The 23,099-nt window shown below is 42.5% G+C and carries 17 protein-coding genes and 1 tRNA gene; 6 read left to right on the forward strand and 12 right to left on the reverse strand.

Features of this window, described 5'->3' with window-relative positions; all coding sequences use genetic code 11:
- Positions 1-5: 5 nt before the first annotated feature.
- Positions 6-91: transfer RNA gene (locus tag ABIL39_05545), tRNA-Leu, on the reverse strand.
- A 241-nt stretch (positions 92-332) separates the two neighbouring features.
- Here ABIL39_05545 and ABIL39_05550 point away from each other — a divergent pair.
- The 5 genes from ABIL39_05550 to ABIL39_05570 all read left to right on the forward strand — a co-directional run bounded on the left by ABIL39_05550 (position 333) and on the right by ABIL39_05570 (position 7,895).
- Positions 333-2,633, forward strand: coding sequence for a kelch repeat-containing protein (locus tag ABIL39_05550; GenBank protein MEO0165583.1), 2,301 nt, complete (start codon positions 333-335; stop codon positions 2,631-2,633).
- 152 nt (positions 2,634-2,785) lie between these two features.
- Positions 2,786-3,370, forward strand: coding sequence for a TetR/AcrR family transcriptional regulator (locus ABIL39_05555; GenBank protein ID MEO0165584.1), 585 nt, complete (start codon positions 2,786-2,788; stop codon positions 3,368-3,370).
- Between the two features lie 70 nt (positions 3,371-3,440).
- Positions 3,441-5,681, forward strand: coding sequence for an MMPL family transporter (locus ABIL39_05560; protein MEO0165585.1), 2,241 nt, complete (start codon positions 3,441-3,443; stop codon positions 5,679-5,681).
- A gap of 60 nt (positions 5,682-5,741) precedes the next feature.
- Entirely contained in the window at positions 5,742-6,491 is a 750-nt protein-coding gene (locus ABIL39_05565; GenBank protein ID MEO0165586.1) for an outer membrane lipoprotein-sorting protein, read from the forward strand.
- Between the two features lie 75 nt (positions 6,492-6,566).
- Positions 6,567-7,895: a hypothetical protein gene (locus ABIL39_05570; GenBank protein ID MEO0165587.1), complete on the forward strand. Its 1,329-nt coding sequence runs from the start codon at positions 6,567-6,569 to the stop codon at positions 7,893-7,895.
- Positions 7,896-7,988: 93 nt separating this feature from the next.
- On the opposite strand, the gene ABIL39_05575 is transcribed toward ABIL39_05570, so the two are convergent.
- Positions 7,989-9,419, reverse strand: coding sequence for a hypothetical protein (locus ABIL39_05575; GenBank protein ID MEO0165588.1), 1,431 nt, complete (start codon positions 9,417-9,419; stop codon positions 7,989-7,991).
- Positions 9,416-9,844 carry a hypothetical protein gene (locus ABIL39_05580; GenBank protein ID MEO0165589.1) on the reverse strand — a complete coding sequence of 143 codons (429 nt, stop codon included), beginning with the start codon at positions 9,842-9,844 and terminating at the stop codon, positions 9,416-9,418. Before ABIL39_05580 ends, ABIL39_05575 begins: the two co-directional genes overlap by 4 nt.
- Before the next feature lie 568 nt (positions 9,845-10,412).
- Between ABIL39_05580 and ABIL39_05585 the strand changes: the two genes are divergently transcribed.
- Positions 10,413-11,129: a coenzyme F420-0:L-glutamate ligase gene (locus ABIL39_05585; GenBank protein ID MEO0165590.1), complete on the forward strand. Its 717-nt coding sequence runs from the start codon at positions 10,413-10,415 to the stop codon at positions 11,127-11,129.
- Here the strand turns inward: ABIL39_05585 and ABIL39_05590 are convergent.
- The 9 genes from ABIL39_05590 to rpsL are packed head-to-tail and all read right to left on the reverse strand — an operon-like array spanning position 11,126 to position 22,922.
- Entirely contained in the window at positions 11,126-13,228 is a 2,103-nt protein-coding gene (locus ABIL39_05590) for a PBP1A family penicillin-binding protein (GenBank protein ID MEO0165591.1), read from the reverse strand. The genes ABIL39_05585 and ABIL39_05590 overlap by 4 nt on opposite strands.
- Positions 13,200-14,270, reverse strand: coding sequence for a sn-glycerol-3-phosphate ABC transporter ATP-binding protein UgpC (gene ugpC / locus ABIL39_05595; protein ID MEO0165592.1), 1,071 nt, complete (start codon positions 14,268-14,270; stop codon positions 13,200-13,202). The genes ABIL39_05590 and ugpC overlap by 29 nt, the downstream gene beginning before the upstream one ends.
- 22 nt (positions 14,271-14,292) lie before the next feature.
- Positions 14,293-15,123 (reverse strand): acetyl-CoA carboxylase, carboxyltransferase subunit beta, encoded by an 831-nt coding sequence (accD, locus tag ABIL39_05600; protein ID MEO0165593.1) that lies wholly within the window; start codon positions 15,121-15,123, stop codon positions 14,293-14,295.
- 6 nt (positions 15,124-15,129) lie between these two features.
- Positions 15,130-16,128 carry an aspartate-semialdehyde dehydrogenase gene (locus ABIL39_05605; protein MEO0165594.1) on the reverse strand — a complete coding sequence of 333 codons (999 nt, stop codon included), beginning with the start codon at positions 16,126-16,128 and terminating at the stop codon, positions 15,130-15,132.
- A 44-nt stretch (positions 16,129-16,172) separates the two neighbouring features.
- On the reverse strand, positions 16,173-19,433 hold the full coding sequence (locus ABIL39_05610; protein MEO0165595.1) for a translocation/assembly module TamB domain-containing protein: 3,261 nt from the start codon (positions 19,431-19,433) through the stop codon (positions 16,173-16,175).
- A gap of 3 nt (positions 19,434-19,436) precedes the next feature.
- Complete coding sequence (locus ABIL39_05615) at positions 19,437-21,110, reverse strand: BamA/TamA family outer membrane protein (protein ID MEO0165596.1); 1,674 nt, start codon at positions 21,108-21,110, stop codon at positions 19,437-19,439.
- Positions 21,111-22,061 carry an aminopeptidase gene (locus ABIL39_05620; protein ID MEO0165597.1) on the reverse strand — a complete coding sequence of 317 codons (951 nt, stop codon included), beginning with the start codon at positions 22,059-22,061 and terminating at the stop codon, positions 21,111-21,113.
- Positions 22,055-22,525: a 30S ribosomal protein S7 gene (gene rpsG / locus ABIL39_05625; protein ID MEO0165598.1), complete on the reverse strand. Its 471-nt coding sequence runs from the start codon at positions 22,523-22,525 to the stop codon at positions 22,055-22,057. Before rpsG ends, ABIL39_05620 begins: the two co-directional genes overlap by 7 nt.
- A 10-nt stretch (positions 22,526-22,535) precedes the next feature.
- Positions 22,536-22,922, reverse strand: coding sequence for a 30S ribosomal protein S12 (rpsL, locus tag ABIL39_05630; protein ID MEO0165599.1), 387 nt, complete (start codon positions 22,920-22,922; stop codon positions 22,536-22,538).
- Between the last annotated feature and the right edge of the window lie 177 nt (positions 22,923-23,099).

The raw sequence follows: 23,099 nt of genomic DNA on the forward strand, positions 1-23,099 counted from the left end.
TTTTATGCCGAGAGGGGGAGTTGAACCCCCACGTGCCTTTCAGCACTGCGGATTTTGAGTCCGCCGCGTCTCCCAGTTCCGCCATCTCGGCTGATGTCAACTTCTGTAATTTTAACCTTTAAACTTAACTACTTTTTTAAAATCCCTTACCATTATAACTGATAAGATCAAATTTGTCAATCGGGTACTTGACTTTTGGTAATTTGTGATTATAATATAATTATAATAAACTCGTCCTCTGAAAGGAGGTGAAAAAAACTAAAAAGACAGGTGGGCTAAGAGATTAGCCATGAGGTTGGTAGTGTGCAAGGGTTTAATAAAAAGGAGAAGAAATGAAGCAATTAATTACAATAATGTTTAGCATCCTTATATCTCTTGCCTTCGTATACGCTGATGTGCAAGGCAAGGTGATAAAAGGATACGAGCCCTTTCCGAAGGGAACAAATGAACTTCCATCCGCAGGATTGAAAGCACCGTCATTCTTCCCCCGGGGTGGAGGACCGGATGATTTCGGCTATCAGTGGTTAGATTCCCGCGATCCTGGTGGACCGGTATTTAACTGGATTGAAATTTCGGGTACCGGTTACAATCTGAATTTGCCTGATGATGGCTATTACTATCCGATATCTTTCCAGTTCACATTTTACGATAGCATTTACAACAATATCGCTGTCGCTTCCAATGGAACGATTTATTTCCAGGATCGTTACCTGGGATTTTCTAATCTACCAATTCCCAGCCAGAATAGTTACGGAGTGCAAATCTTTATCGCTCCCTACTGGGATGATTTGAATCCAGCAGCATCTGGTGCGGGTGGCGTTTTCTACCAGATATTCGGTGATACCTTGGTCGTGGAATGGTATAATGTTCCAATTTACGGCACGAGTGATTTCCTGACCTTTGAAGCGATATTGATTGGCAGCACCGGCGAGATCATCTTCCAGTATCTTGATGCAATGAATGCCGCTGGCTCAAGCGCCACTGTGGGCATCCAGGGAAGACCTACCCAGCCACCACTCTGGGCTCTGCAATTCTCCTACAACACACAATCCCTTATCGATAGTTTAGCAATCCGCTTCTTCCTGCCGAGTTATAACCATGATGTAGGAATGAGAACGGTTCTGGCACCGGGTACACGAATCGGACCGGGTGTTTCGGTCGAACCGCAGGCGAGAGTGAAGAATTTCGGACAGAATACGGAAAGCTTCAATGTATATTGCCGGATTGATTCAGCAGGGGTGAATATCTACAACCAGAGCACAAGTATTTCTTCTTTAGCTCCTGGACAGGAAGCAACCGCGACATTTCCAAGCTGGACTTCTTGCACGACTGAAGGAATTGTCTACGATTTAACATTCTACACGGTTCTGGCAGGCGATGAAAATCCGAGTAATGACACCATTCGTTCCACTACCACCGTCTCTACGGTGGGTAATTGGGTCCGTTGTACTGATCTCCCCAATGCCGAACTTTCCAATGGCACGGGGTATGACCCGGTGAATGATGATATCTATTCCTTCGGCGGGACACCGGATGGCGGTTACAATTACCACAATTATACCTTCCGTTACGATCCCTCTAACAATTCCTGGCAGACCATGGCTAATATGCCTTATGCCGGTGACTGGATTGATGCCACCTATGTCCGGGGAAAATTCTATATCTTTGGACCATACGATGGCAGCGTCCGGAATTACACAATGATTTATGATGTGGCGAATAACTCCTGGAGCACCGGTGCAAATGTTCCACAGGCACGGATTGCTGGTGGCCAGGTAGCATATAAAGATTCGCTCATCTACTTCTTGGGTGGATACAATGGCTCAGCTCCGACGAATAATGTCCAGATTTACAATACCTATACCAATACCTGGACAACCGGAACCAGTCTCCCAACAAATTTCATGATGGGTGGGGTGGCGATCACCGGTGATACGATATGGGTAGTAGGCGGGTATAATGGCAGTGCCGCTTATTCCAATCTCTATTACGGAGTGATCAATCCTGCCAATTGTGAAAATATCACTTGGAATACGGGTGCAGCACTTCCCATACCGAATTTCAACAACGGTGCAACCCAGATGTATCGCAATGGCCGCAGATATCTCTATATGGTGGGTGGTTTTGAAAGTGCCGCTACCCCTACTGCTCACGCCTGGGAATATGATATTGATAATAACATCTGGACAGCGCTTCCCGACTATCCATTGACGATCGTGCGCAACGACTTTCTCATTGCCCGGCAGGGTTATAATGAAATCTATGTCTGCGGTGGTGACGATAACGGTGATTGGACCGCGACGGCTCAAGTATGGAAACTCCCCTGGTTCGTACCCGGAGTTTCAGAAAAAACTGGTACCTCTGATATAAAAGCGAAATTTGGCTTCGCTCCTAATATTCCGAATCCCACAAAATCTGCAGTCATCACCTATACTATAACCCAAGAAACTGAGGTGCTACTAAAAGTTTTTGATGCTACCGGCCGGGAAATCACTACCCTCGTTAACCGTAGAGAATCACCGGGTATGAAACAGGTCCGCTGGGATAATGACCAGCTTCCTGATGGTATCTATTTCCTGAGACTGGAAGCAGAAGGTAAGATTGCAACCCACAAATTGGTCCTCGTAAGGTAATCCATATCCTGGATTTTGCCGCCTCCCGGTTTGAACCGGGAGGCGGTTTTTTATTTTCATCACCTCTTGACAATTTTCATTTTTTAATTATAATAGACCATGTTTTCGAATAAAAAACCATTTTGGTCGAAAAATCTAAAAGGGAGCATTATATGACGGTCTCCAAAAAAGCAATGCGTGATGCGATAGTGGACGCCGCGCGATATATCTTTGCCCGGTTCGGCTATCGTAAAGCCACCATGGATGCCATTGCCCGGGCAGCCCGCAAGGGTAAAAGCTCGGTTTATTACTATTTCAAAAACAAAGAAGAAATCTTTCTTGCCGTGATTGAAAAAGAAGCAAGTGCGGTGAAATCGGAGATAAGAAATGCCCTGGCGTCGGCAAGCGACCCGAAGGAGAAACTAACAATCTATGTCCTCACCCGGATGCGGGTATTCCATCGCATTGCCCGGTTTTACAGTTCTTTCCGAGAGGAGTATTTCAAAGAGTATGATTTTATCCAGCGCTTCCGAGAAAACTATGACCGCTACGAGACAAAACTCATTTTGGATATCTTGCGGGAAGGCATCAAAAAAAATATCTTTGCTATCCCCGACCCAGTGCTGGCTGCCAATTATTTTGTCACGGCTTTGAAGGGTTTTGAATACCTCTGGGGGATTGAAGAGGACATTGGTAAATTAGAGAAAAAGACCGAGGCAATGTTGGAGATGCTTTATCGGGGGATTTTAAAAAGATGATTAAAAATTTTTTAAGCGACTTTCGACCAAAAAACAAAAATGGTCAAAAATTCTATAAAGGAGAAAATCAATGAGAAAAATTGCCTCATGGGTTGTCACCAAGCGAAATTTGGTGGTGATAATCTCGGTAGTATTGAGCCTGCTATTTGCATTCTTTTTAAGAAAGGTCGCGGTGAATTCCGATCTGGGTAGTTATTTACCTAAAACCGACCCCGCGGTCAAACTCCTTGATTACCTCGGTGAAAAATATGGCGGGAATAGTTTAGGAATCGTAATCATAAAATCCGATGATGTTTTTAAACTCGAAACCATAAAAGCCATCGCCGAACTCACTCGCCAGTTCCGTCAGATTGAAGGAATAAGTTATGTGACAAGTCTCACTAATGTCTTGGATATCAAAAAGACGACCGAAGGATTAGAGATTGGCAAATTGATAGATGAAGATAATATCCCCGAACAGAGGGACTTAGAAAAAATTAAAGAATATGCCCTGTGTAAAGAGATCTATCGGAATAAGTTGATTTCCGAAGATGCAAAAACGACGCTGATAATCTGTCGGATTGATGGCGACAAATCTAAAGTAGCCAAGGCAATTGAACGTGTTACGAAGAATGCAAACTTGCGAGGTATCAAAACCTACTTTGCCGGGCTGCCTTTCCAGTTAAATGCGATAAATGATCTCATAATAAAAGATATCAAAGTGCTTTTGCCGTTTGTGGCATTGATTATTTTAGTCGTTCTTTATTTCAGTTTTGGTTCAACTATTTATGTGCTCATGCCCCTTTTGTCCGTAGGATTGAGTGCGCTCTGGACAGTTGGATTTATAGCAATGTGTGGTGTTCCTCTCACCATTATCACAAATATAATTCCAGCAATCCTTATGGCTGTAGGTAGTGCCTACGCAATCCATGTGATCTGCAAATTTATGGAAGAAAAGGACGAAAATGCTCAAACAAGGGCAAAAAATGCTCTATCAAAGGTTATTATTCCGGTATTCCTCGCCGCCTTCACCACAATCATTGGTTTCACATCTTTCATCTTTGGTTCTTATCTAATAATGATACAACAATTCGGAATATTCACATCTTTAGGGATTATTTTCGCATTTTTGCTCAGCATCACTTTAATACCCACAATCTTGGGTAACCTCAAAAATTTAAAACCCAACCAAAGACAAAGTTTAAAATTTTTAAATCAGCTAATGGAGCACACTGGACATTGGGTCCTCACCCATAAAGATATCGTATGGATTGTGGGGACGATCATTGGCATTGGATTTTTAATAGGCATTCCCTTGATAAAGACCAAAGTAGATTTTCTCGATTATTTCAAAGCGAATAGTTCAATTCGACGCACTGAAAAGATAATGGAAGAAAGTTTTGGGGGCTCTGTGCCCATTCAGATTCTGATAAAAGGCGACTTACAGGACCCGGAAGTGCTCCGAGCCATGAAGGAATTCCATAACTTTCTTGACACCCTTAAAGGCGTTTATCACCCCCAGTCAATAGTTGATTTGCTTGAAGAAATGAACGATGCCATGGGCGAAGGTAAGAATATCCCTGATACTAAAGAGAAAATCAGCAATCTATATTTTTTGCTTGAAGGAGAAGAAACGATTGAACAACTTATCAACGAAGATAAAACCGAAGGCATTATTCAGGCAATGACTCCTGGTGCATATAGTGAAGAAAGTGAATTAATCATTAAGCAGATTCAGAATTATATAAAATTAAAAAATAACCATAACTATAATTTTGAATTTACAGGCTCAGCACTTGTTTACCAGCATCTCAATCAGAGTTTATTAAAGAGTCAGTTGATCAGTCTTATTATAGCAATTGTCGCAATCTTTATCTGTCTGCTTTTCCTCACTCATTCACTCCCTGAAAGTATTTTAGGGCTCGTGCCTATCTTCTTAGGATTGTCCATCCTCTTCGGCAGTATGGGCATCTTGAAAATTCCGCTTGATGTTGCCACGGTGCTTATCGGTAGTATCTGTGTGGGAATTGGTATTGATTATTCAATCCATTTTCTTAACCGTTATACGCATGAACGGAAACAAAACGATATTGAAAAAGCATTGCTTACTACAATAAAATATGCGGGAAGTGCAATCATCGTTAATGTCTTTACTGTAATGCTGGGTTTTTTGGTTTTGATCTTCTCTAACCTGGTGCCGGTGATAAGATTTGGTATCTTACTGGGCATAACAATGCTGAGCACGGGGTTGGGGGCAACTGTTCTTTTGCCTGCAATCATTTTAAAGGTAGGCAGACATTTTAAAGGGAGTAAAAATGAAGAACAAAATTAAAAAACAAGGGATAGCCATTAAGCTGGGAGTAGCTTTGGCAAGAAAACGAGGAGGTCAAAAATGAAGAATTACATGAAAATGACCGGCATATTGTCCATCCTGCTGATTGTAATCCAAACCGCATGGGCAGAAGAATCCTTAAAAGCCGAGGAGATTTTAAAAAAGGTTGATGAAGTCCTCAGTGCACCCAAAGACCTCTCCGCGCTGATGAAGATAAATATCATAAATAAAAATGGCGAGACAAAAAAACGCGAAGTCCAGTTATATCAGAAAGGTGCTAACAAAAGATTAGTAAAAGTCCTCTCCCCGGCTGACCAGAAAGGAATCGGGTTTCTTTCGTTACCAGATGATCTGCTCTATGTTTATCTTCCAGCATACAAAAAGACCCGACGCATTGCTGCTCATGTAAAAAATCAGAAGTTTGTCGGCACCGACTTCACCTACGAAGACCTTGAAGCCAAGCGATATGCTGATAAGTGGCAATCCGAAGGCTTAAAGAACGAAGGGGAATTTTATTTACTCATCCTCACACCCAAGCCCGGCCATATTTCCGAGTATGCGCGGGTAAATCTGTATGTGCGCAAGGATGATTTCTTTCCGGTAAAATCTGAATTTTTCAACAAAAAGGGCATGATGATAAAACAAATGGAAATTCCAAAAACCGAAAAGATAAAAGAATATCTTATCCCGAAAAACTATGTGATGCAGGACCTTCGCAGTGGCAACAGAACCGAAATTGTGCTGGAAGAAATTAAGGTAGATACCGGCTTAAAAGACGAAATCTTCACGGAGCGAAATCTTGCTCAGTAGAAAATTTCAATGACTGACATATAATTTTGCCGGGATAAATAGTTAAGGCACATTAACAAAATAAAGGAGGTCAAAATGAAACTACCAAAAATAAATAAAATGACCATAGTATTTTTGGCATTAAATCTTGTTTTTGGTCTTGATTGGTCAGGATATTTTTCTACCGACCACCGCTTTTTCCTAAAAGAAAATTATCCTCTCTCGTTTGAGGAATACCGATTGAACCTGAATCTGGAGCAAAATAGCAATGAGCATATCAAATTCTTTAGCGAAATCTGGCTCCGTTCATTCGATCTGCCCAACTTCGTAAATCTTGAAGACCTTTCAAAAAAAGAAAAAATCGCTCCGTTTGAAATCGATATTCGGGAGGGCTACATCGATATTCAAAAATTTCCAGTGGAAAATGTTGATCTGCGCATCGGCCGGCAGCGGATTGCCTGGGGAACTGCTGATAAGATAAATCCTACCGATAACCTTAATCCATTGGACCTCGAAGATATCTGGGACTTTGGTCGACATCTCAGTTCCAACGGAGTAAAGATTGACGGCTATATTAAAGGTTTTAATCTCTCTTATGTCTTTATCCCCCGTTTTACTCCGGCATTATTACCGCCGAATGGGTTGCATACAAGCTCTTCAAATATTACCCCTCCTCCGGGAATCAACCCGGTGCAGATCACCAATTCAATCATCTTTCCCGATTACCATATCAAAAACTCAATCCAAGGAGTCCGTTTGAAAAAGAATATCTTCAATTTTGATTTCTCAATGAGTTATTGCTATGGACGGGATGGCTTACCGATTTTAAAGAAGACAACCTTTACACCTGTGAACATGCTGGGCGATGTTAATATCATCAACGAACTCATTTTTCCTAAAATGCAGATCTTCGGTACTGATTTCGCCGGCGCAATTGGTGATATCGGGATATGGGCCGAAGGAGCTTTATTTTTCCCTGAGAGTGTCCATTATGAGATTGATTTATCACAATTGGGTATGGGTGTGCGGGATTCGTTAATCCTTGATAATAAACCTTACACCAAATTCGTGCTTGGTAGCGATTACACATTCAAAAATGGCATTTATATTAACTTCCAGTATGTGCACGGATTTTTCCAGGAGCGAGGTAAGGAAATCGAAGATTATATCCTGCTCGGCCTGGAATGGAAATTATTCGAAGATAAATTGAAATTGATGCCTCTCGCGGGAGCCCTGGAAGTCAAAGATTTTGCTGATTTTAAAAATAACTATGCCTTTGTCTATGCCCCGGAAATTTCTCATCAACCAATTGATAACTGCGAACTGATACTGGGCGTGCGGCTGATTGATGGGAAAGATGGAACATCCTTTGGCAGGCTGAAGGAAAACGACGAGTTAGTCCTGAAAGTTAAATATAATTTCTAAAATCCTCGTTTAAGATTTTTAAGACTTAATCAACCGCTGGCGAAGATATCAGAAAACTAACAAAAGTCTGGTAACCCTTCTGACCTTTTTTAGTTATTCAATCTTCACCAGTTTCTTTGTGATTGTCTGGTTATCTTTTCTTAACTGGAGAAAGTAAATACCCGGCCCCTCTATCGTTTCTACTTTCTCTCCATCCAAACGGTAAATTGATAGTTGGGCATCAGGCGGATAATATGTTATTCTTGCGCTGTTAGTAAATGGATTCGGAAAGAATAATTGTAAGCGCGGATTGGTGAGTTTGTCTTTTGTCAATTCTTCGACTCCGATTTGATTCAGACACCGTGAAAAATAGATGTCAGGATTAGTCTGCCCATTGCGGCAATCACACCAGAGTGCCGCAATGTATTGACTTCCGGCTGTACAGGCAGTATAATCACCAATGAAGGTATTGGTATATGCTACAGTATCCGAAATTCTTTGATTGGCACTCCAGGTAATTCCATAATTAGTGGAGTAGGCATAGTATTGGCCAATCCAGTATCTGCTTCGACCGCGTGTATCATGCCAGACGACATGGAGGTTGTCATTCGGATCCACTGCAATCCAAGGATAAAACTGCAAAGTAGTATCACCCGCAGGAGTATCATTTATTTTTACCGGGGTAGACCAGGTGATACCCTGATCCGTTGAATATGAAAAACTAACATCCAGTTGATTACTGCCCCAGCGGGAATCAGCGAAGACAACATATAAACGTGTTCTATCCCGGCTTGTCGCAAATGAGGGAATATTATTCAAACGATAGGGTGTTGAAGGCGGACTCCAGGGGCAGGTGATAATCGTTTGTTGTCCAAGCCAAGTGCTTCCAAGGTTTGTGGAACGATTTAGGCGGATGTCCTGCATTCCCCAGCCAACAAACAAATTCTGTCCAGTCCCCCGGAAAGCCATCGTTCCATTACCGCCCGAACCGATGGCTACAGCTGAAGACCAAGTCTGCCCGTAGTTGGTGGAGCGTTTGAACATTAGGTTGTAACTCGTCCCGTATTCGTACCAGGTCAAAAACATGTAGTTGCCGTCCACTGTAACCCAAGGTTTATCATCAAGGCTATTGGGCGTATTGGGTGTCAGACACTGCGATTGTCCCCAGGTCCTACCCCAATCGCGAGATTTTGTAAGATATATATCACCGGTGTAATTTGATGTATTATATGACAACCACACATAGCAGATATGACCAGAATCATTTACTACAATACAGGGGTCACAATCTGAAGGATAGGTAGGTTCATACATCAAGGTTTCAGCCCAGGTCATACCTCCGTTTGTAGAACGAGCGAAACCCACATGATATGTGCCCGTGCGGCTATCATTCCAGCCTCCACAGAATAATGTATCCTGATAGTTCGCCATAGTCGTCTCGTTTTGATTACCCGTTCCAGGATCTTGGCTTACTTTTATATTTGGCGTCCAAGGTGGATTTGCCAAGGCTGTTCCGCATGACAAGAGAAGAATAATAAATCTCATTTTTCCCCCTTGGTTGGCAGGCTCGCGATAATTTTGTCCATTAATTCCTTTTCCAAATTACCATTTGACGCGGCATTACGCCAATGCGGTGGAATTAACAATAATACCGAAGGTGTGCCAAAACGTTCAAATACAGCGTTAATTTCAATCTTGGTATTCTCGGTGGTTATCGCCCTTATTTTTACGAATATCTGCACCCTTGCTTGAGTCCAGCCAGGATTTTCATCTGAAAATTCCTCAATGATATACCGGTGAAGATCGCGAATATCAAATTCGGTACTTACGGTAACAATATCATTTTCATCTCTGTATCCAATTGCATATCCTGACTCGGTGATCACTCTTTGTGCTGTAAGGGCTACTTCCGGAAGTGGGTGGTTTACCAACATTTCATATGAAAACAGATAAAATGCCAAAAGTACCATTGCGCCTCCTTACCCTAAATTATATATATCTCTTGGAAAAAATCAATTGCCATCATTCCTGATTCTTCTCCACTGCTATAAAAGGTTTGTCAATAAATTAAATTCTTACTTTACATCCCCCTTTCTTCAGATTATAATTTCTTGGTCCGAATCATACCTAACGGTTAAACCAGACTGCTATACGGTCATATAAGACCAAGGTATCTATTCGGAGCAGCTGGGCTGCCTAATCTTTTTATTAATCATTCAGTGATTAAGTGAAGAGAGAGGCTTACCCAGCCATTCTCTTTCTCGCCAGACAAGTAGCATAATCAATCTGCTCACGCAACATATAATAAACAAAGATAGTGCGAGATACCCTAAGATTTAAAAACATTTATCCGCAGGCTAAAAACCTTGCCCTACAAAAGTATTCAACGCTAAATCATTGATTGTCCTTACAAATCTTGCTCATGAGTTTTTTATCGTCCCTTCATAAAATATAAAAAATATATGGAGAGGAATCAGCCATCGTTCAAAATAACCATTTTGGGATTGACTTTCACAAACGAGTGAATATAATCTAGAAGTGCATCCAAGTTCTGAATTAACAGGCTGGCAACCAAATGAAGGTAAGAAACTCATCATCGAAGTGGACGGAGAAAATTATGCCCGGCTGCCGATAAAGACCCATGTCATCACGGATAGAGATAATATCTCTCAGGTCGTAGAAAAATATGTCCTACCCCATGTCAAAGAACATGACATCATATTTTTGAGTGAACGGATTGTAGCAATAACCCAGGGGCGGGCGTTTCCGATCAAGGATATCAAACCTTCCTGGCTGGCAAAATTCCTTGTTAAATTTGTTCACAAATCCCCTTATGGGATTGGCTTAGGGAGTCCCTGGACGATGGAACTCGCAATCCGGGAAGCGGGTGTTCTGCGCCTCCTCCTGGCGGCGTTTGTTTCGGCAATCACCAAGCCGCTGGGAATAAGGGGTTTATTTTATGTAATAGCAGGTAAGTCGGTGGCGGCAATCGATGGTCCCTGTCATTATACATTGCCGCCGTATAACGAATATGCCAAATTAGGACCGAAGAATCCCAACAAAGTTGCCCGTGATTTAAAGGAAAGATTTAGATATGATTTTGTAATAATTGATGCAAATGATTTAGGCGTAGCAGTCCTGGGCAAATCGGATGCTAAACTGAGTGATGATTTTTGTAAAAAAGTTTTCCGTGACAATCCCTTGGGGCAATCAAGCCAGCAAACGCCGATTGCCATCGTTCGTAGGATTGATTAATACCCATCTAATGCTGAACGATCCAGTTTTTCAAACTCTTCTTCACCTCGAAGTTTTGTCTCCAGGGTGTGGATATCACATTTTTCTTTTGGTTCGGTCCCGGCGATAAACGGTTCTTCTCTGGGTGCCGGACAGTATTCGTTTGCCAGGAGCCCGGACTTGGGACAGATCTTAACCCAGATGATTCCCTCCGGCACCGGAAAATCATCTGTGATTAAGGTGTCGATCCGCGCAATTATATCACCCCATATTGGAGCTGAAACCACTCCTCCGGTTGCTCCTTTGAAAATCGTCCGGTTATCATCAAAACCCACCCAAACACCAGCGGTATAGTGGGGGGTGAAACCGACAAACCAAGCATCAGAATAGTTATCGGTAGTCCCTGTTTTTCCGGCGGCTGGTCCTTTATAATATTTTCTTATCTCATAACCGGTGCCGCCGTCGACGACTGAGCGCATTAAATTGATCATCAGATAACAGACCTGGGGTGACAATTTTCTCACTATTGTGGGTTTGTTCATTTCTATTATTGTACCCTCTCTACTTACGATCTTGCGGATCATAATAAAAGATCTTTCCTCCCCGAGATTAGCAATGGTACTGAATGCCTGCGTCAACTCAGCAAGACTCACCTCGCAGGAACCAAGGGCAAGTGATACAACCGGCAGAAGTTTTGATTTTATTCCTAAATCATAGGCATATTTGACGACCAAATCCGGTCCGACAATACGGATGAGCCGCACCGCTACCAGATTGCGGGAGAGAGCCAAGGCTTTACGCATGGTGATAGGACCTAAGAATTTATGATCGTAATTTGCCGGACGGTAGATGCTATCTGGACCCGCGACTTCCATTACGATGGGCAAATCCAATACCTGATCCGCGGGTGTAAAACCATTATCTAAGGCGGTAAGAAATACGAAGACCTTGAAGGCGCTGCCGGTCTGGCGTTTTGCCTGGGTAGCACGATTAAATTTGCTCTGATTGAAATCCCGGCCTCCGATCAATGCCTTTATCTCACCATGACGGTGATCAACAACCATCAATGCACCCTGTAAATAAGGAATTTTATCCAGTGTGTCGGGTATACCGAGCGAGTCAAACCGGGATTTAGTTATCATCAGTTTATAATCCTTTTCAATCACGCATAAATGTTTTTCCAAAACCTCCTCGCTTATTTCCTGGATCTGGCGGTTAATTGTAGTATAAATGCTTGCTCCGCTCCGATAAAGAAAGTCAACCCCGTATTTCAATTCCAGATATCTTCTTATCTCTTCAAGAAAGTACTCACCAATCTGATGACCTTTCTGAGGAGGTTTTACATTCAAAGGTTCGTTAATGGCTTTTTCGTATTCTTCCTGGGTTATAATCCGGTCTTTTAACATCATTTTTAAAACCAGATTCCTTCTTGCCTTTGCCCTTTCGGGAAACCGGTATGGTGAAAGGTATTCAGGAGATTTCGGCAGGGCAACAAGCAGGGCGCACTCACTTAATGTTAAATCCGAAACACTTTTGTTGAAATAGTAGCGGGCAGCTGTCGCCACCCCATATCTCCCCTGTCCAAAATTCACCTGATTTAAGTAGCGTTCCAAAATTTCATCTTTGGTATAAGTTCGTTCAATCCTTATTGCCAGAGCGATCTCTTTCAATTTCCTGAGCAAGGTTTTTTCTTGAGTGAGAAACATGTTTCTTGCAAGTTGCATGGTGATGGTGCTAAATCCCTGGGCCGCGCGGAGACGGAGAAGGTTTTGAAACAGAGCGCGAAATATTCCTTTCATGTCTACGCCCCAGTGCTTATAAAACGATTTATCTTCAATGCAAATAAATCCTTTCTTGAGATACTCGGGCATATCCTTTAAACTCGCCAGTTCTCGCCTTTCGATGAAAAATTCGGCAAAAAGACTGTCCTGGTCGTCATAAACTTTCGTTGCGACAGGCGGGGTATAAAATGATATAGCTTCGGAGGGTGGCAGATCGTGGACCACCTGAATATATAATCCAAGGAGAAAACCGGCACATAATGGACCAAGAATTATAAATATCCATTTTAAACGATGGGTTCTTTTCTTTTCAGCGGAGGGCATTTTCGGTTTGACCATCAAATAAATAGATTTTCTCCGGAGGCATCCGAAGAATCAGTATCTCATCAATCTTGGGTTTATAAAAAGAAGGCACTTTTGCTTGGATGGTGAGATTGTTTATTTTGCCGTATACATAAATTTCTTCGCCCACAGGTTCGATAATTTCAACTTTTATTTTAAATTCAATCCCTGGGCCATCCGTGAAATCATTGGGTCGGAATCCCATTATCACTTCCCGGTCCTTGAAGCGGGCAAAATCTTGATTAAGAGGGAGGGTGAACTCCTTATTGATAAATTTAACTGAATCCCGGTCTTCCCTGATAACCCCACTAAGAAAATTCATCGGGGGTGTGCCGATGAAACCCGCTACAAACTTATTGGCAGGTTTTCGGTAGAGGGTCAAAGGATCGCTGATCTGCTGAATTCTACCATTGTTCATCACCACCACCTTTTCGCCCAGAGTCATTGCTTCCACCTGGTCATGGGTGACATAGATTATGGTAGCACCCAATGCCCGGTGCAAACGCGCTAGTTCGCCGCGCATTTGAACGCGCAATTTGGCATCAAGATTGGAAAGAGGTTCATCAAATAAAAATAATTTGGGATTGCGCACGATTGCCCGGCCCAAGGCTACCCTTTGACGTTGTCCCCCCGATAATTGCCTGGGCTTACGGTCCAGTAAGTCTTTTAATCCTAAAATTTCTGCAGCCTTCAATACCCGGGCGTTAATCTCAGAATGGGGTAATCTCCGCATCCGCAGTCCGAAAGCCATATTGTCAAATACGCTCATATGTGGATAAAGGGCATAATTTTGAAAAACCATTGCTATGTCCCGTTTATCCGGAGGAACCTCATTTACACATACTTCATCAATAAATATCTTACCCCCGGAGACCTCCTCCAGCCCGGCAATCAATCTTAATATCGTAGTCTTACCGCAGCCTGAGGGACCGAGTAATACAACAAATTCCCGATGATGAACATCAAAGGTGATATCCTGAACTGCTAGGATATGCTTATCATATATCTTTGATACATTTTCCAGACGAACTTCTGCCATGAAAAAATTTTACCCGCGAGTGTCAGGAAACTTTGCAGATGATCTTTAAGAGTCGGATCAAAGTATCCCGCAAATCGGTTCGGGAAACGAGCAAGTCAATCATCCCATGTGCAAGCATAAATTCCGAACGTTGGAAACCCGGAGGTAGTTTTTCTCCAATCGTCTGTTCAATTACTCGGGGACCGGTGAATCCAATCAGGGCGCCGGGTTCGGCAATGATAATATCGCCGAGCGAGGCATAAGAAGCCATAACCCCGGCCATGGTAGGATGGGTGAGGATTGAGATATAAGGTATCCTCTCCTGAGCCAACAGTGCTAATTCTGCGGAGGTTTTGGATAGTTGCATTAACGAAAAAATCCCCTCCTGCATCCTTGCCCCACCAGAGGTAGAAACAATGATCAATGGTTTCTTCTCATTCCTTGCCAGTCTTATCGCCCTTGCCACTTTTTCTCCTACCACCGAACCCATGCTGCCTCCCATAAAGGCAAAATCCATCGTCGCAAAGATTACGGGAATCCCACCTATCCGTGCCCGCCCATAGATTAAACCGTCTTTCAACTTGGTCGCCTGCTGTGCCGCCTTTAATTTCTTTTTATACTCGGGAAAATCAAGGGGATCAAGTGGTTCCATATCGGCATCCAATTCTTCTAATGATCCATCATCTAATAGGAGCGAAATATAATCCCGAGATCCAATGCGAAAATGAAAATTACACTTTGGACAGATCCATAACTTTTTCTCCAATTCACTCCGGTAAAGGATCTCTCCGCAACTTTCACATTTTACCCACAAACCTTCCGGTAAATCCAATTTTTCTTCTGGTTTTGCCTGGACCTTTTTCTTAAACCACATAAAAATTTACTCCCTTAATAATCGTTCGGCAATCTGGACCGCATTCAGCGCCGCCCCTTTTCGGATATTGTCAGCCACAATCCACATTGCCAAACCATTTTCAAAGGCAAAATCTTTGCGTATTCGTCCCACAAAGACCTCGTCCTTACCCGCAACCTCAATCGGCATTGGATATTCTTCATCTTTATCACACAATACCACACCCGGTGCGCTCTTAAGTATTTCCTTCGCTTCTGCAACCGAGATAGAACTCTCAAATTCCACACTTACTGCTTCACTGTGACCGTAAAAGACTGGAATGCGCACACAGGTAGGGCTCACCAGAATGTTTGGTTCATCTAAGATTTTTCGGGTTTCGTTAATCATCTTCATCTCTTCACTGGTATAACCCTGTTCATTGAAACGACCAATCTGGGGAATGATATTAGCACCGATTGGATGGGGGAAAACACTGTCTTCAAATTTCGGAATCTCTTGTCCTACTGCCAGGTATTCAAGTTCTAACCTTAATTCTTCAACAGCATCCCGTCCATATCCGGAAACTGACTGGTAGGTAGCAACGAAGATTCTCCTAATCTTCGCTTTTTTGTGGAGGGGATAGAGAGGAACAAGCATCTGAATTGTAGAACAGTTGGGATTGGCGATAATTCCTTTGTGTTCTTTTATTTTATGGGGATTGATCTCAGGAACGATGAGCGGCACTTCAGGGTCCAACCGGAAGGCTGGAGAATTATCAATGACTATACTATTTTTTTGGAATTTAGGCACGATCTCTCGGGACAGGGTCTCATCAAGACAACCGAAGACAATATCTACCTCGCCGATGTATGTTTCGTAATCCGCCGACACCTCATACTCTCGATCCCGAAACTTTATCGTCGTTCCTTCGCTTTTTTCTGAAGCAAAAAGATATAAATCGGCGACCGGAAAATTTCGCTGTTCTAAGATTTTAACAACCTCTTGACCTACTAAGCCCGTCGCACCAAGGATTAAGACTTTTTTCATAGATTTATTATACTCAATTAACCCCGTCCGTCAAGGAGAAAGGATTAGAATCTTATCCGGTATTGATATTGGAGACTGTATTCACCGGTTTCATCACGTTTTATCCAGATTTGATTCCGGTCATCAATGAAATATTCCACATTAAATTCATTGGAAAAAGTAGTGATATCGTAGGTGTAAGTGATAAAAAGATTTCTTGAGATATATTTTCCCACCGTCACCCTGGTTTTCTCCTGAGGTTCAAAGAGTGGTGCTTCAATCCGGAAATAGTCTAAACCAGTATAGGTCCGAAAGCGCCGGGAGACATCGCTTTCCAGATATGCCCAAACTGCCCGTGGTAATACCCGGCCTATATATTCTCCCTGTTTCATAGATTCAATCTCACGCCAGGTGATGTTTAAATTCAAAAAGGTTAAAATATCCTGTTCGCTATACCGGGGGGGTTCAGAGAAAAATTCAAATACTGGTTCCGAAATGTTACCGGTGCAATGAAGAATGATTTTTATCTCTTGATTCGTCTCCGGATCCCTTTCCCGCGTATTCAGCTCTGCCCAGAAATCGAGCTCCGGGTCAATGACTTCCTGAGGAACAAAAGTTATCTTCCCCCGGGTGATCCTTAGAATATGGTTGAGCCAGTAGTAATTACCTCTTTTAGTCTCAAGATTACCTGTCACATAAAGAGGGCTCGTCAATTCTTTTGTGAGATAGACTTCACCGCCAAATTCAATATCTGTATCCCGGTTACGTAGCCATATATTCCGCTCACCGCTCAATCTTAAATTCATCCGCCATTCCTGTTTTCCTTCTCCTTCTCCCGATTCCAGATAGGTACCAAACTCCACCGGTATTATCCCCTCTTTGATGGTGATGTTTCCTTCATAAGCCATAACTTCGTCATTCATCCGGAGTGCAAAATTACCCGAACCGATTCCATACGCATAATGCTGGAACTGTAGCGGCGCGTCCCGGAAACTGAAGTCAAATCTCAAATTACGCACACGGAATTTTGGTTCTAATTTTACAATCCCACCCCCCTCTACCCAACTACGATTATTTGTGTAAAACACATACCCGGGCAGCATTTGAACTTTGATTGTCTCAAAAATTATTTGAGTATCGCGGAATTTGACCTTTGCATATCCCGAATCAAAACGTGCAGCGATGGTCTTTATTCCAAAACAGGCATCCTTTATCTCTGCGTCACCGGCAATTTTAAAATCCTTTAAATTGCCTTCAAAAGCTAATTCACCACTCAACCGGCAATCTGGATTTTCCATAAAAGAATATAAAAATGGGAATACCCACGGCTGGATATCTTGAAATTTTAACTGGATTGCGAAGTAATCAGGTGAAAGTATACCTTCGCCGTTGAGCATCTGTTTATTATCATCATCTAATTCCAATCGGATAACCCGCAAGCGGTTTTTTAAATATTCACCTTTAATCTCCAGCCGTCCATTCGCCAACCCCCGGTAAAAAAGACTTTCTGCATGGATGGTAAGAAGATCCTTTTCCAAGATCAATGTCAGATATCCCCTTATCGTCTCCTTTAGACCCAAAAAATGAGTAAATTCTTCAAGGTTGAGACCCTGGATTAATATTTTATTTTGTTCTAAAGAAAAAATTAAATCCGCCTGGGCCAGTTTGAGATGGACCAAACCAATTTTTCGCTTACCAATATCAAAAGCAATTGGTTCCAGATTATACATCGTTTGTTTGTGAAAAATCAGACAGAGCGAATCAATCAATCCCGTGGCATCATTGTATAATTTACCCTTAGCAATCAATGTATCATCCCCCCTTTCTGCCCGCAATTGAAATGTTTCATGTTGAATCTTGAATGAAAGTTGCTCCACTTTATAATTTTTATACCCTAAGGTGGTCAAATCACATTGGAGAGTCCCGGTGTATTTCTGGGGATTGAAGTTATCAATTTTTATTGCACAATCCTCAATATGTAAGTTTTTGAAACCAAGGTCCGCAATTTTTAAATCGGCATTGAAGGTGGTATGTACCAGTTCAAAAAATTTGCCGGAGCACTGCAGACGGCCCGAGAGAGTACCCCTTACGGGATAAAAATTCTCCAACCGCTCCAGAGCAAGTTTATTGATGATCCCATTAAGTTCCAGATCCGGAGCTATCTTACCCGTGAGGGAGATGTCTAAATCATCCTCTTCAACTTTGAAGGTATCAAGCACCAGTTGCTTGCCGTCGTATTTTCCGGCGATGAGCAAGGTATCAATCGCCAGACCATTTTCCGCTGGTGAATTTAATATTCCGGAAAATCTTTTATTTTTATAAAAGAGTTTGCCGTTAAGCCGAATTGGCTTATTTAATTTTAACAGTTGAGAAATATTCACGGCGCGAAAATTCGTTTCAAATTGGTAGTTTTTCAAATCTAAAAATTTTATCTGGGCTGAAAAACTGCCTTGCAATGCATTCCCCTCAAACAAATTGATGATAACGGTATCGGCTAAAAGATTGGTTTCAAAATTCACTCGCTCTAAAAAATCAAAGTTTTGTATTTGACCCTGGATCCGCGGGATTATGCGTGCGCCGATGAGGCTGATATCCCCCTGCAGGGTGATATTACCTTTATAGATTCTCATTCCAGCCAGGTCAAATTCTCCTTTCTTTATTTTGAGCAATAGATTTTTTCCAGTGAAGTAATACGAACCTTCGCTCTGGAAGGTGAATCCCCGCCCTTTGATCTGCAATGACTTAAGATTTATCCGGTCGGAATTGATATTTAAAAGAGTATTAGCCGAATAAATCTCTAATGGCAAATCCGGGTAATACAAACTTAAATTCACGGTGCTGAGATATAAACTTTTGCCTATAAAATCAAGAAAGATTAGTCCGGAAATATTAACTATTTCATATTTGCGTGTGTCTTCATAAACAAGACTGCCGTTTTTCAAATTGACCCGAAGAGAGAGACTAAGGGTTGGAATATTCCATCCACCCCCTACTGTTTCTCCTTTTTTTTGTTTCAAATAAAGTGTCGGCTCCACGAGGGTAATCTGAAAGACTGCGGGAAGACGCAAGTTCCACGGTGAGAAACGATAGCTTATCCGAGCAAATCTTCCGCAGAGGCTATCGGTTTTCGAAATTTTGACTACATAATTCTTGATATCATATCCTTGGAAAAGATTGCCTTCGATCGCTTCATAGGTTATTTCGCACCTGCTCATCCGCCGCAAAAGGGCAATACCCAATCTCCCCCAGTCCACACGTTTAAGGATGATCATCCCGGCAGCGATGATAATTCCGATAACAATCAAGGTGATAATAAGTTTTTTCATTTTTCAGAAAATATGATAAATGCCTAAATAAAACTCTCTTCCCGATCCCGTAAAAGGGAAACCCAAATCCGCCCGTATGGGACCAATCGGTGTAAAATAGCGCAAACCCACGCCGCTGCCCAATTTAAAAAAATCTTTTCGGAAAAATTCCTGCCGATTGTCAATATAGCCCATATCCAGAAATACGACAATACCTAAATTTTTATAGATGCTCAGGCGGTCTTCCAGATTGTAATTAAATATGATCTCTCCATAGTGCTCATTCCGCAGGGTATCCGGACCAATGGATTTTTCCGGATAACCTCTTAAACTGTATTGCCCCCCCAGATAATATTTTTCCTCTATCGCCATACCATCGGTGGGAATGATGATACCGACTTTTATCCGCTGGGCGATGATATTCCTCCGGGTTAGGAGAAAATCTTTATAAAATCTTCCCTCTGTCTCCAGTTTTAGATAATGATTGGAACCACCCAGCCGACCACCAGCATATTCCAGTAGAGGCACGAAATAAATACCGGAATGGGGATTGAAAAATTCATTGCGGTAATCTCCCATCAACTGAATTTTGATGCTATTGGTAGTCTGAAAAAATGTATCAGGCAAATCCGTTTTTATATCAATGTCCACATATTTATATTTATTTGCAATATGGGCCTGGATATTATCACTGAAGATGCGCGAAACCCGGAACTCAATACCCCATGATTTTCTTAAAAAATCTTGTTTATTTTCATACCAATAAAAGGGCAAGATAGAAGGGCTCAATTTTAGATTGGTAAAATAAGAAATGGAGTAAAGCAGGTCAAATTTTGCTTCCCATTCTTTTTTAATATTGATCTTGAACGCCGGTGAAATTTTAAGCCGATGTCCCATGTTGAAAAGATTGAGTTCTTCAAGCCCTAAAGAGATTATGAAACTCAATGGGATAGAGATACCCACTCCCCAATTGAATATTTTTGATTTTAATTCCCTTAAATTAAAGATAAGATTTAAGGTATCCTCCGTAACCTTAACCATCTCAATATCCACGGTGCTGAAGAATCCCAGCCGATAGATTCGCAACTGAGTATTCAGAATTTTCTTGCGGTTGTATTGCTCGCCGGATTGGATTTGAATTTCCCGGGTGATGATTGCTGGATGCGTGAATTTTAGCCCCCGGATGATAATATCTTTAATGTAGTAAATCCGGTCCTTTTGAATTTCAAAAATTAAAATTCCGGAATCGGGTATTACCCGAGTGGTAACGCTGGCAAACGCATAACCATTGTCTTTAAAATACCCTTCAATCTGGTCTGAAGATTTCCTTATCTTCTCCTGAATGAAAAAATCATTTTTTTCAATCGTCAAAAACTGATTTAAATCCTTGCTTCCGTTTACCATCCGGATTTCCCGGATTCGGGGACGGACACCTTCATAAATCTTAAATTTCAACTCCACATTTTCTCCCTTTTCGGTTATTTCCGGCGTCACCCGGGTCGCAAAAAAACCTTGGGTGTTATAATAACGGATAATACTATTGACATCCCGGATGATATTAAATTCACTGTAAGGCTGGCGAACCTTAGAGACGAGTACCGATAGTAATTCGCGGTTCTTTACTAAGTTATTGCCTTCAAATTTTATCTTGGTGACATTGGCATTTAAAAGGAAGTTAATAAAAAGGAACCAAATCAATTAGCAGATTACAATTCTACCCTGTTTAATTACGAGTCTATCATCAAACCAGACCCAGGGTTTGCGTATTACACCATCCAGGTGACTTCGGGCATCGTTCTTTCCTCCAAATCCCAGATTATTCCCGAAGGCGAGATGGACGGTGCCAATAACCTTTTCATCTTCAAGGACATTGCCGGTGATGGTGGCTTTGTAATTTGTCCCAATCCCGAGTTCGCAAAGCACTCGCCCTTCCTCTTCCATCTTGTCAAAAATTTTTTCCAGTTCTTTATTACCTTCAAGTTTTACAATCCTTCCCGCGGATATTTTCAAAGTGACTGGTTTTTTCAGTAACCCGACAGGTGCAAAAGAACCATCAATCACGACCGTTCCTTCGGATTTATCTTCCAGAGGGGCACAATATGCCTCGCCTGCGGGTAGATTGGAGAAACTTCCCGGTGTGCGGATAACACCAGTATCTGGATGACCTGGGCGGGTACTGATATCCAGATAGAGTTCCTTATCCGCGGTCCTGATGCGAACCTTTTTTGTCACAGTGAGCAGCCTTTCCATTTTTTTTGTGAGTCGAGCGATCTTTTGGTAGTCTGCATTGAGCGTGCGGATCATAACCTCCGGAGTGATACCAGGCATGGTAGCGCCCCGGGCACCGGTTCTTGTCGCTTCAATACGCGCCCGGGTATGGGTCAGAGAAAAGGAAGTGGGGATTATAAAAATATCACATTTTTTTAGAATTTCTCCAATCAAAGGGGGTGGTTCTTTGCCGTGCCCCCCGGTTGGTGCGATTTCTATTAAATAAGCATTCTGTTTGTTGGGAATCGTCTGCCACAGGGCTTCACCCACAACCCGGCATGGGTGGTCGGTGATGATGGCAACGCTTTCATGCTCTTTGACACCCAGGCATTGATTAATGACAATCCGGGCTGCGGATCTTAGTCTCTTGTTATTTACCATCGGAAATGGGCAAAGGCTTTATTCGCTTCGGCCATCTTGTGGACTTCTTCTTTCTTCTTTATCGCATTACCCTCGTTCCGACTTGCCGCAATTATTTCTTGGGCAAGTCTTTCTTCCATCCGGTACTCAGGACGTTCTCTCGCTGCCTGGATTATCCATTTAATTGCCAGACTTTCCTTCCGGTTGGGCCTTACCTCCATCGGAATCTGGTAAGTAGCGCCACCCACCCGGCGCGGCCGGACCTCAAGCACTGGTTTCACATTATTCAACGCCCTCTCAAAAACCGCCAAGCCATCTTCTTTCGTTATCTTCTCAATTCTTTCAATCGCCCCATAAAAAATCTTCTGGGCAATCGTCTTTTTACCGTCCCACATCAGATTGTTTATAAACTTGCTCACCAGGACACTGTTATATTTGGGGTCTGGTTGGATCTTCCGAATCGTCGCTCTTCTTCTTCTGCCCATCTTTCACTCCTTATGAGGAAGCAGCCGCTTTGGGTCTTTTTACCCCATAAAGCGACCGGCTCTTCTTACGGTCTTCAACTCCTGCTGCGTCGTATTTTCCACGCACCACATGATAGCGGACACCAGGCAAGTCCTTGACCCTTCCACCCCGTACCAGCACGATTGAGTGCTCCTGGAGGTTATGACCTTCACCCGGAATATACGCCGTAACCTCATAACCATTCGTCATCCGCACCTTGCAAACCTTACGCAGTGCCGAGTTCGGCTTCTTTGGGGTTGTCGTATAAACCCTGGTGCACACACCCCGGCGCTGTGGACAACCCGTCAAAGCCGGAGACCGACTTTTTTTGCGCACCTTCTTTCGTCCCAAACGAACAAGTTGATTGATTGTTGGCATTAGCCTCCTTTCTTAAATGTTAATTATAATTAAAAAATTAAAGATGTCAACATTTTATGTCTCTGAGTCCTCTCTACTTTTTCAAATTGTTTTTATCTCCACTGGATTATTAGCGGTAGCCGCACCCTTCAGGGTGCGAGATACCCTGAGATTTAAAAACATTTATCCGCAGGCTGA

This window comes from candidate division WOR-3 bacterium (assembly GCA_039802205.1).
Lineage (GTDB): Bacteria > Hydrothermota > Tepidihabitantia > SM23-42 > JAOAFX01 > JAOAFX01.

Bases quoted from the DNA above. Each gene is read 5' to 3' on its own strand.
- rpsG (MEO0165598.1), bottom strand. From the start codon at position 22,525: ATGGGCAGAAGAAGAAGAGCGACGATTCGGAAGATCCAACCAGACCCC.
- ABIL39_05565 (MEO0165586.1), top strand. From the start codon at position 5,742: ATGAAGAATTACATGAAAATGACCGGCATATTGTCCATCCTGCTGATT.
- ABIL39_05560 (MEO0165585.1), top strand. From the start codon at position 3,441: ATGAGAAAAATTGCCTCATGGGTTGTCACCAAGCGAAATTTGGTGGTG.
- accD (MEO0165593.1), bottom strand. From the start codon at position 15,123: ATGTGGTTTAAGAAAAAGGTCCAGGCAAAACCAGAAGAAAAATTGGAT.
- ABIL39_05555 (MEO0165584.1), top strand. From the start codon at position 2,786: ATGACGGTCTCCAAAAAAGCAATGCGTGATGCGATAGTGGACGCCGCG.
- ABIL39_05605 (MEO0165594.1), bottom strand. From the start codon at position 16,128: ATGAAAAAAGTCTTAATCCTTGGTGCGACGGGCTTAGTAGGTCAAGAG.
- rpsL (MEO0165599.1), bottom strand. From the start codon at position 22,922: ATGCCAACAATCAATCAACTTGTTCGTTTGGGACGAAAGAAGGTGCGC.
- ABIL39_05620 (MEO0165597.1), bottom strand. From the start codon at position 22,061: ATGGTAAATAACAAGAGACTAAGATCCGCAGCCCGGATTGTCATTAAT.
- ABIL39_05575 (MEO0165588.1), bottom strand. From the start codon at position 9,419: ATGAGATTTATTATTCTTCTCTTGTCATGCGGAACAGCCTTGGCAAAT.
- ugpC (MEO0165592.1), bottom strand. From the start codon at position 14,270: ATGGCAGAAGTTCGTCTGGAAAATGTATCAAAGATATATGATAAGCAT.
- ABIL39_05610 (MEO0165595.1), bottom strand. From the start codon at position 19,433: ATGAAAAAACTTATTATCACCTTGATTGTTATCGGAATTATCATCGCT.
- ABIL39_05570 (MEO0165587.1), top strand. From the start codon at position 6,567: ATGAAACTACCAAAAATAAATAAAATGACCATAGTATTTTTGGCATTA.
- ABIL39_05550 (MEO0165583.1), top strand. From the start codon at position 333: ATGAAGCAATTAATTACAATAATGTTTAGCATCCTTATATCTCTTGCC.
- ABIL39_05590 (MEO0165591.1), bottom strand. From the start codon at position 13,228: ATGGTCAAACCGAAAATGCCCTCCGCTGAAAAGAAAAGAACCCATCGT.
- ABIL39_05580 (MEO0165589.1), bottom strand. From the start codon at position 9,844: ATGGTACTTTTGGCATTTTATCTGTTTTCATATGAAATGTTGGTAAAC.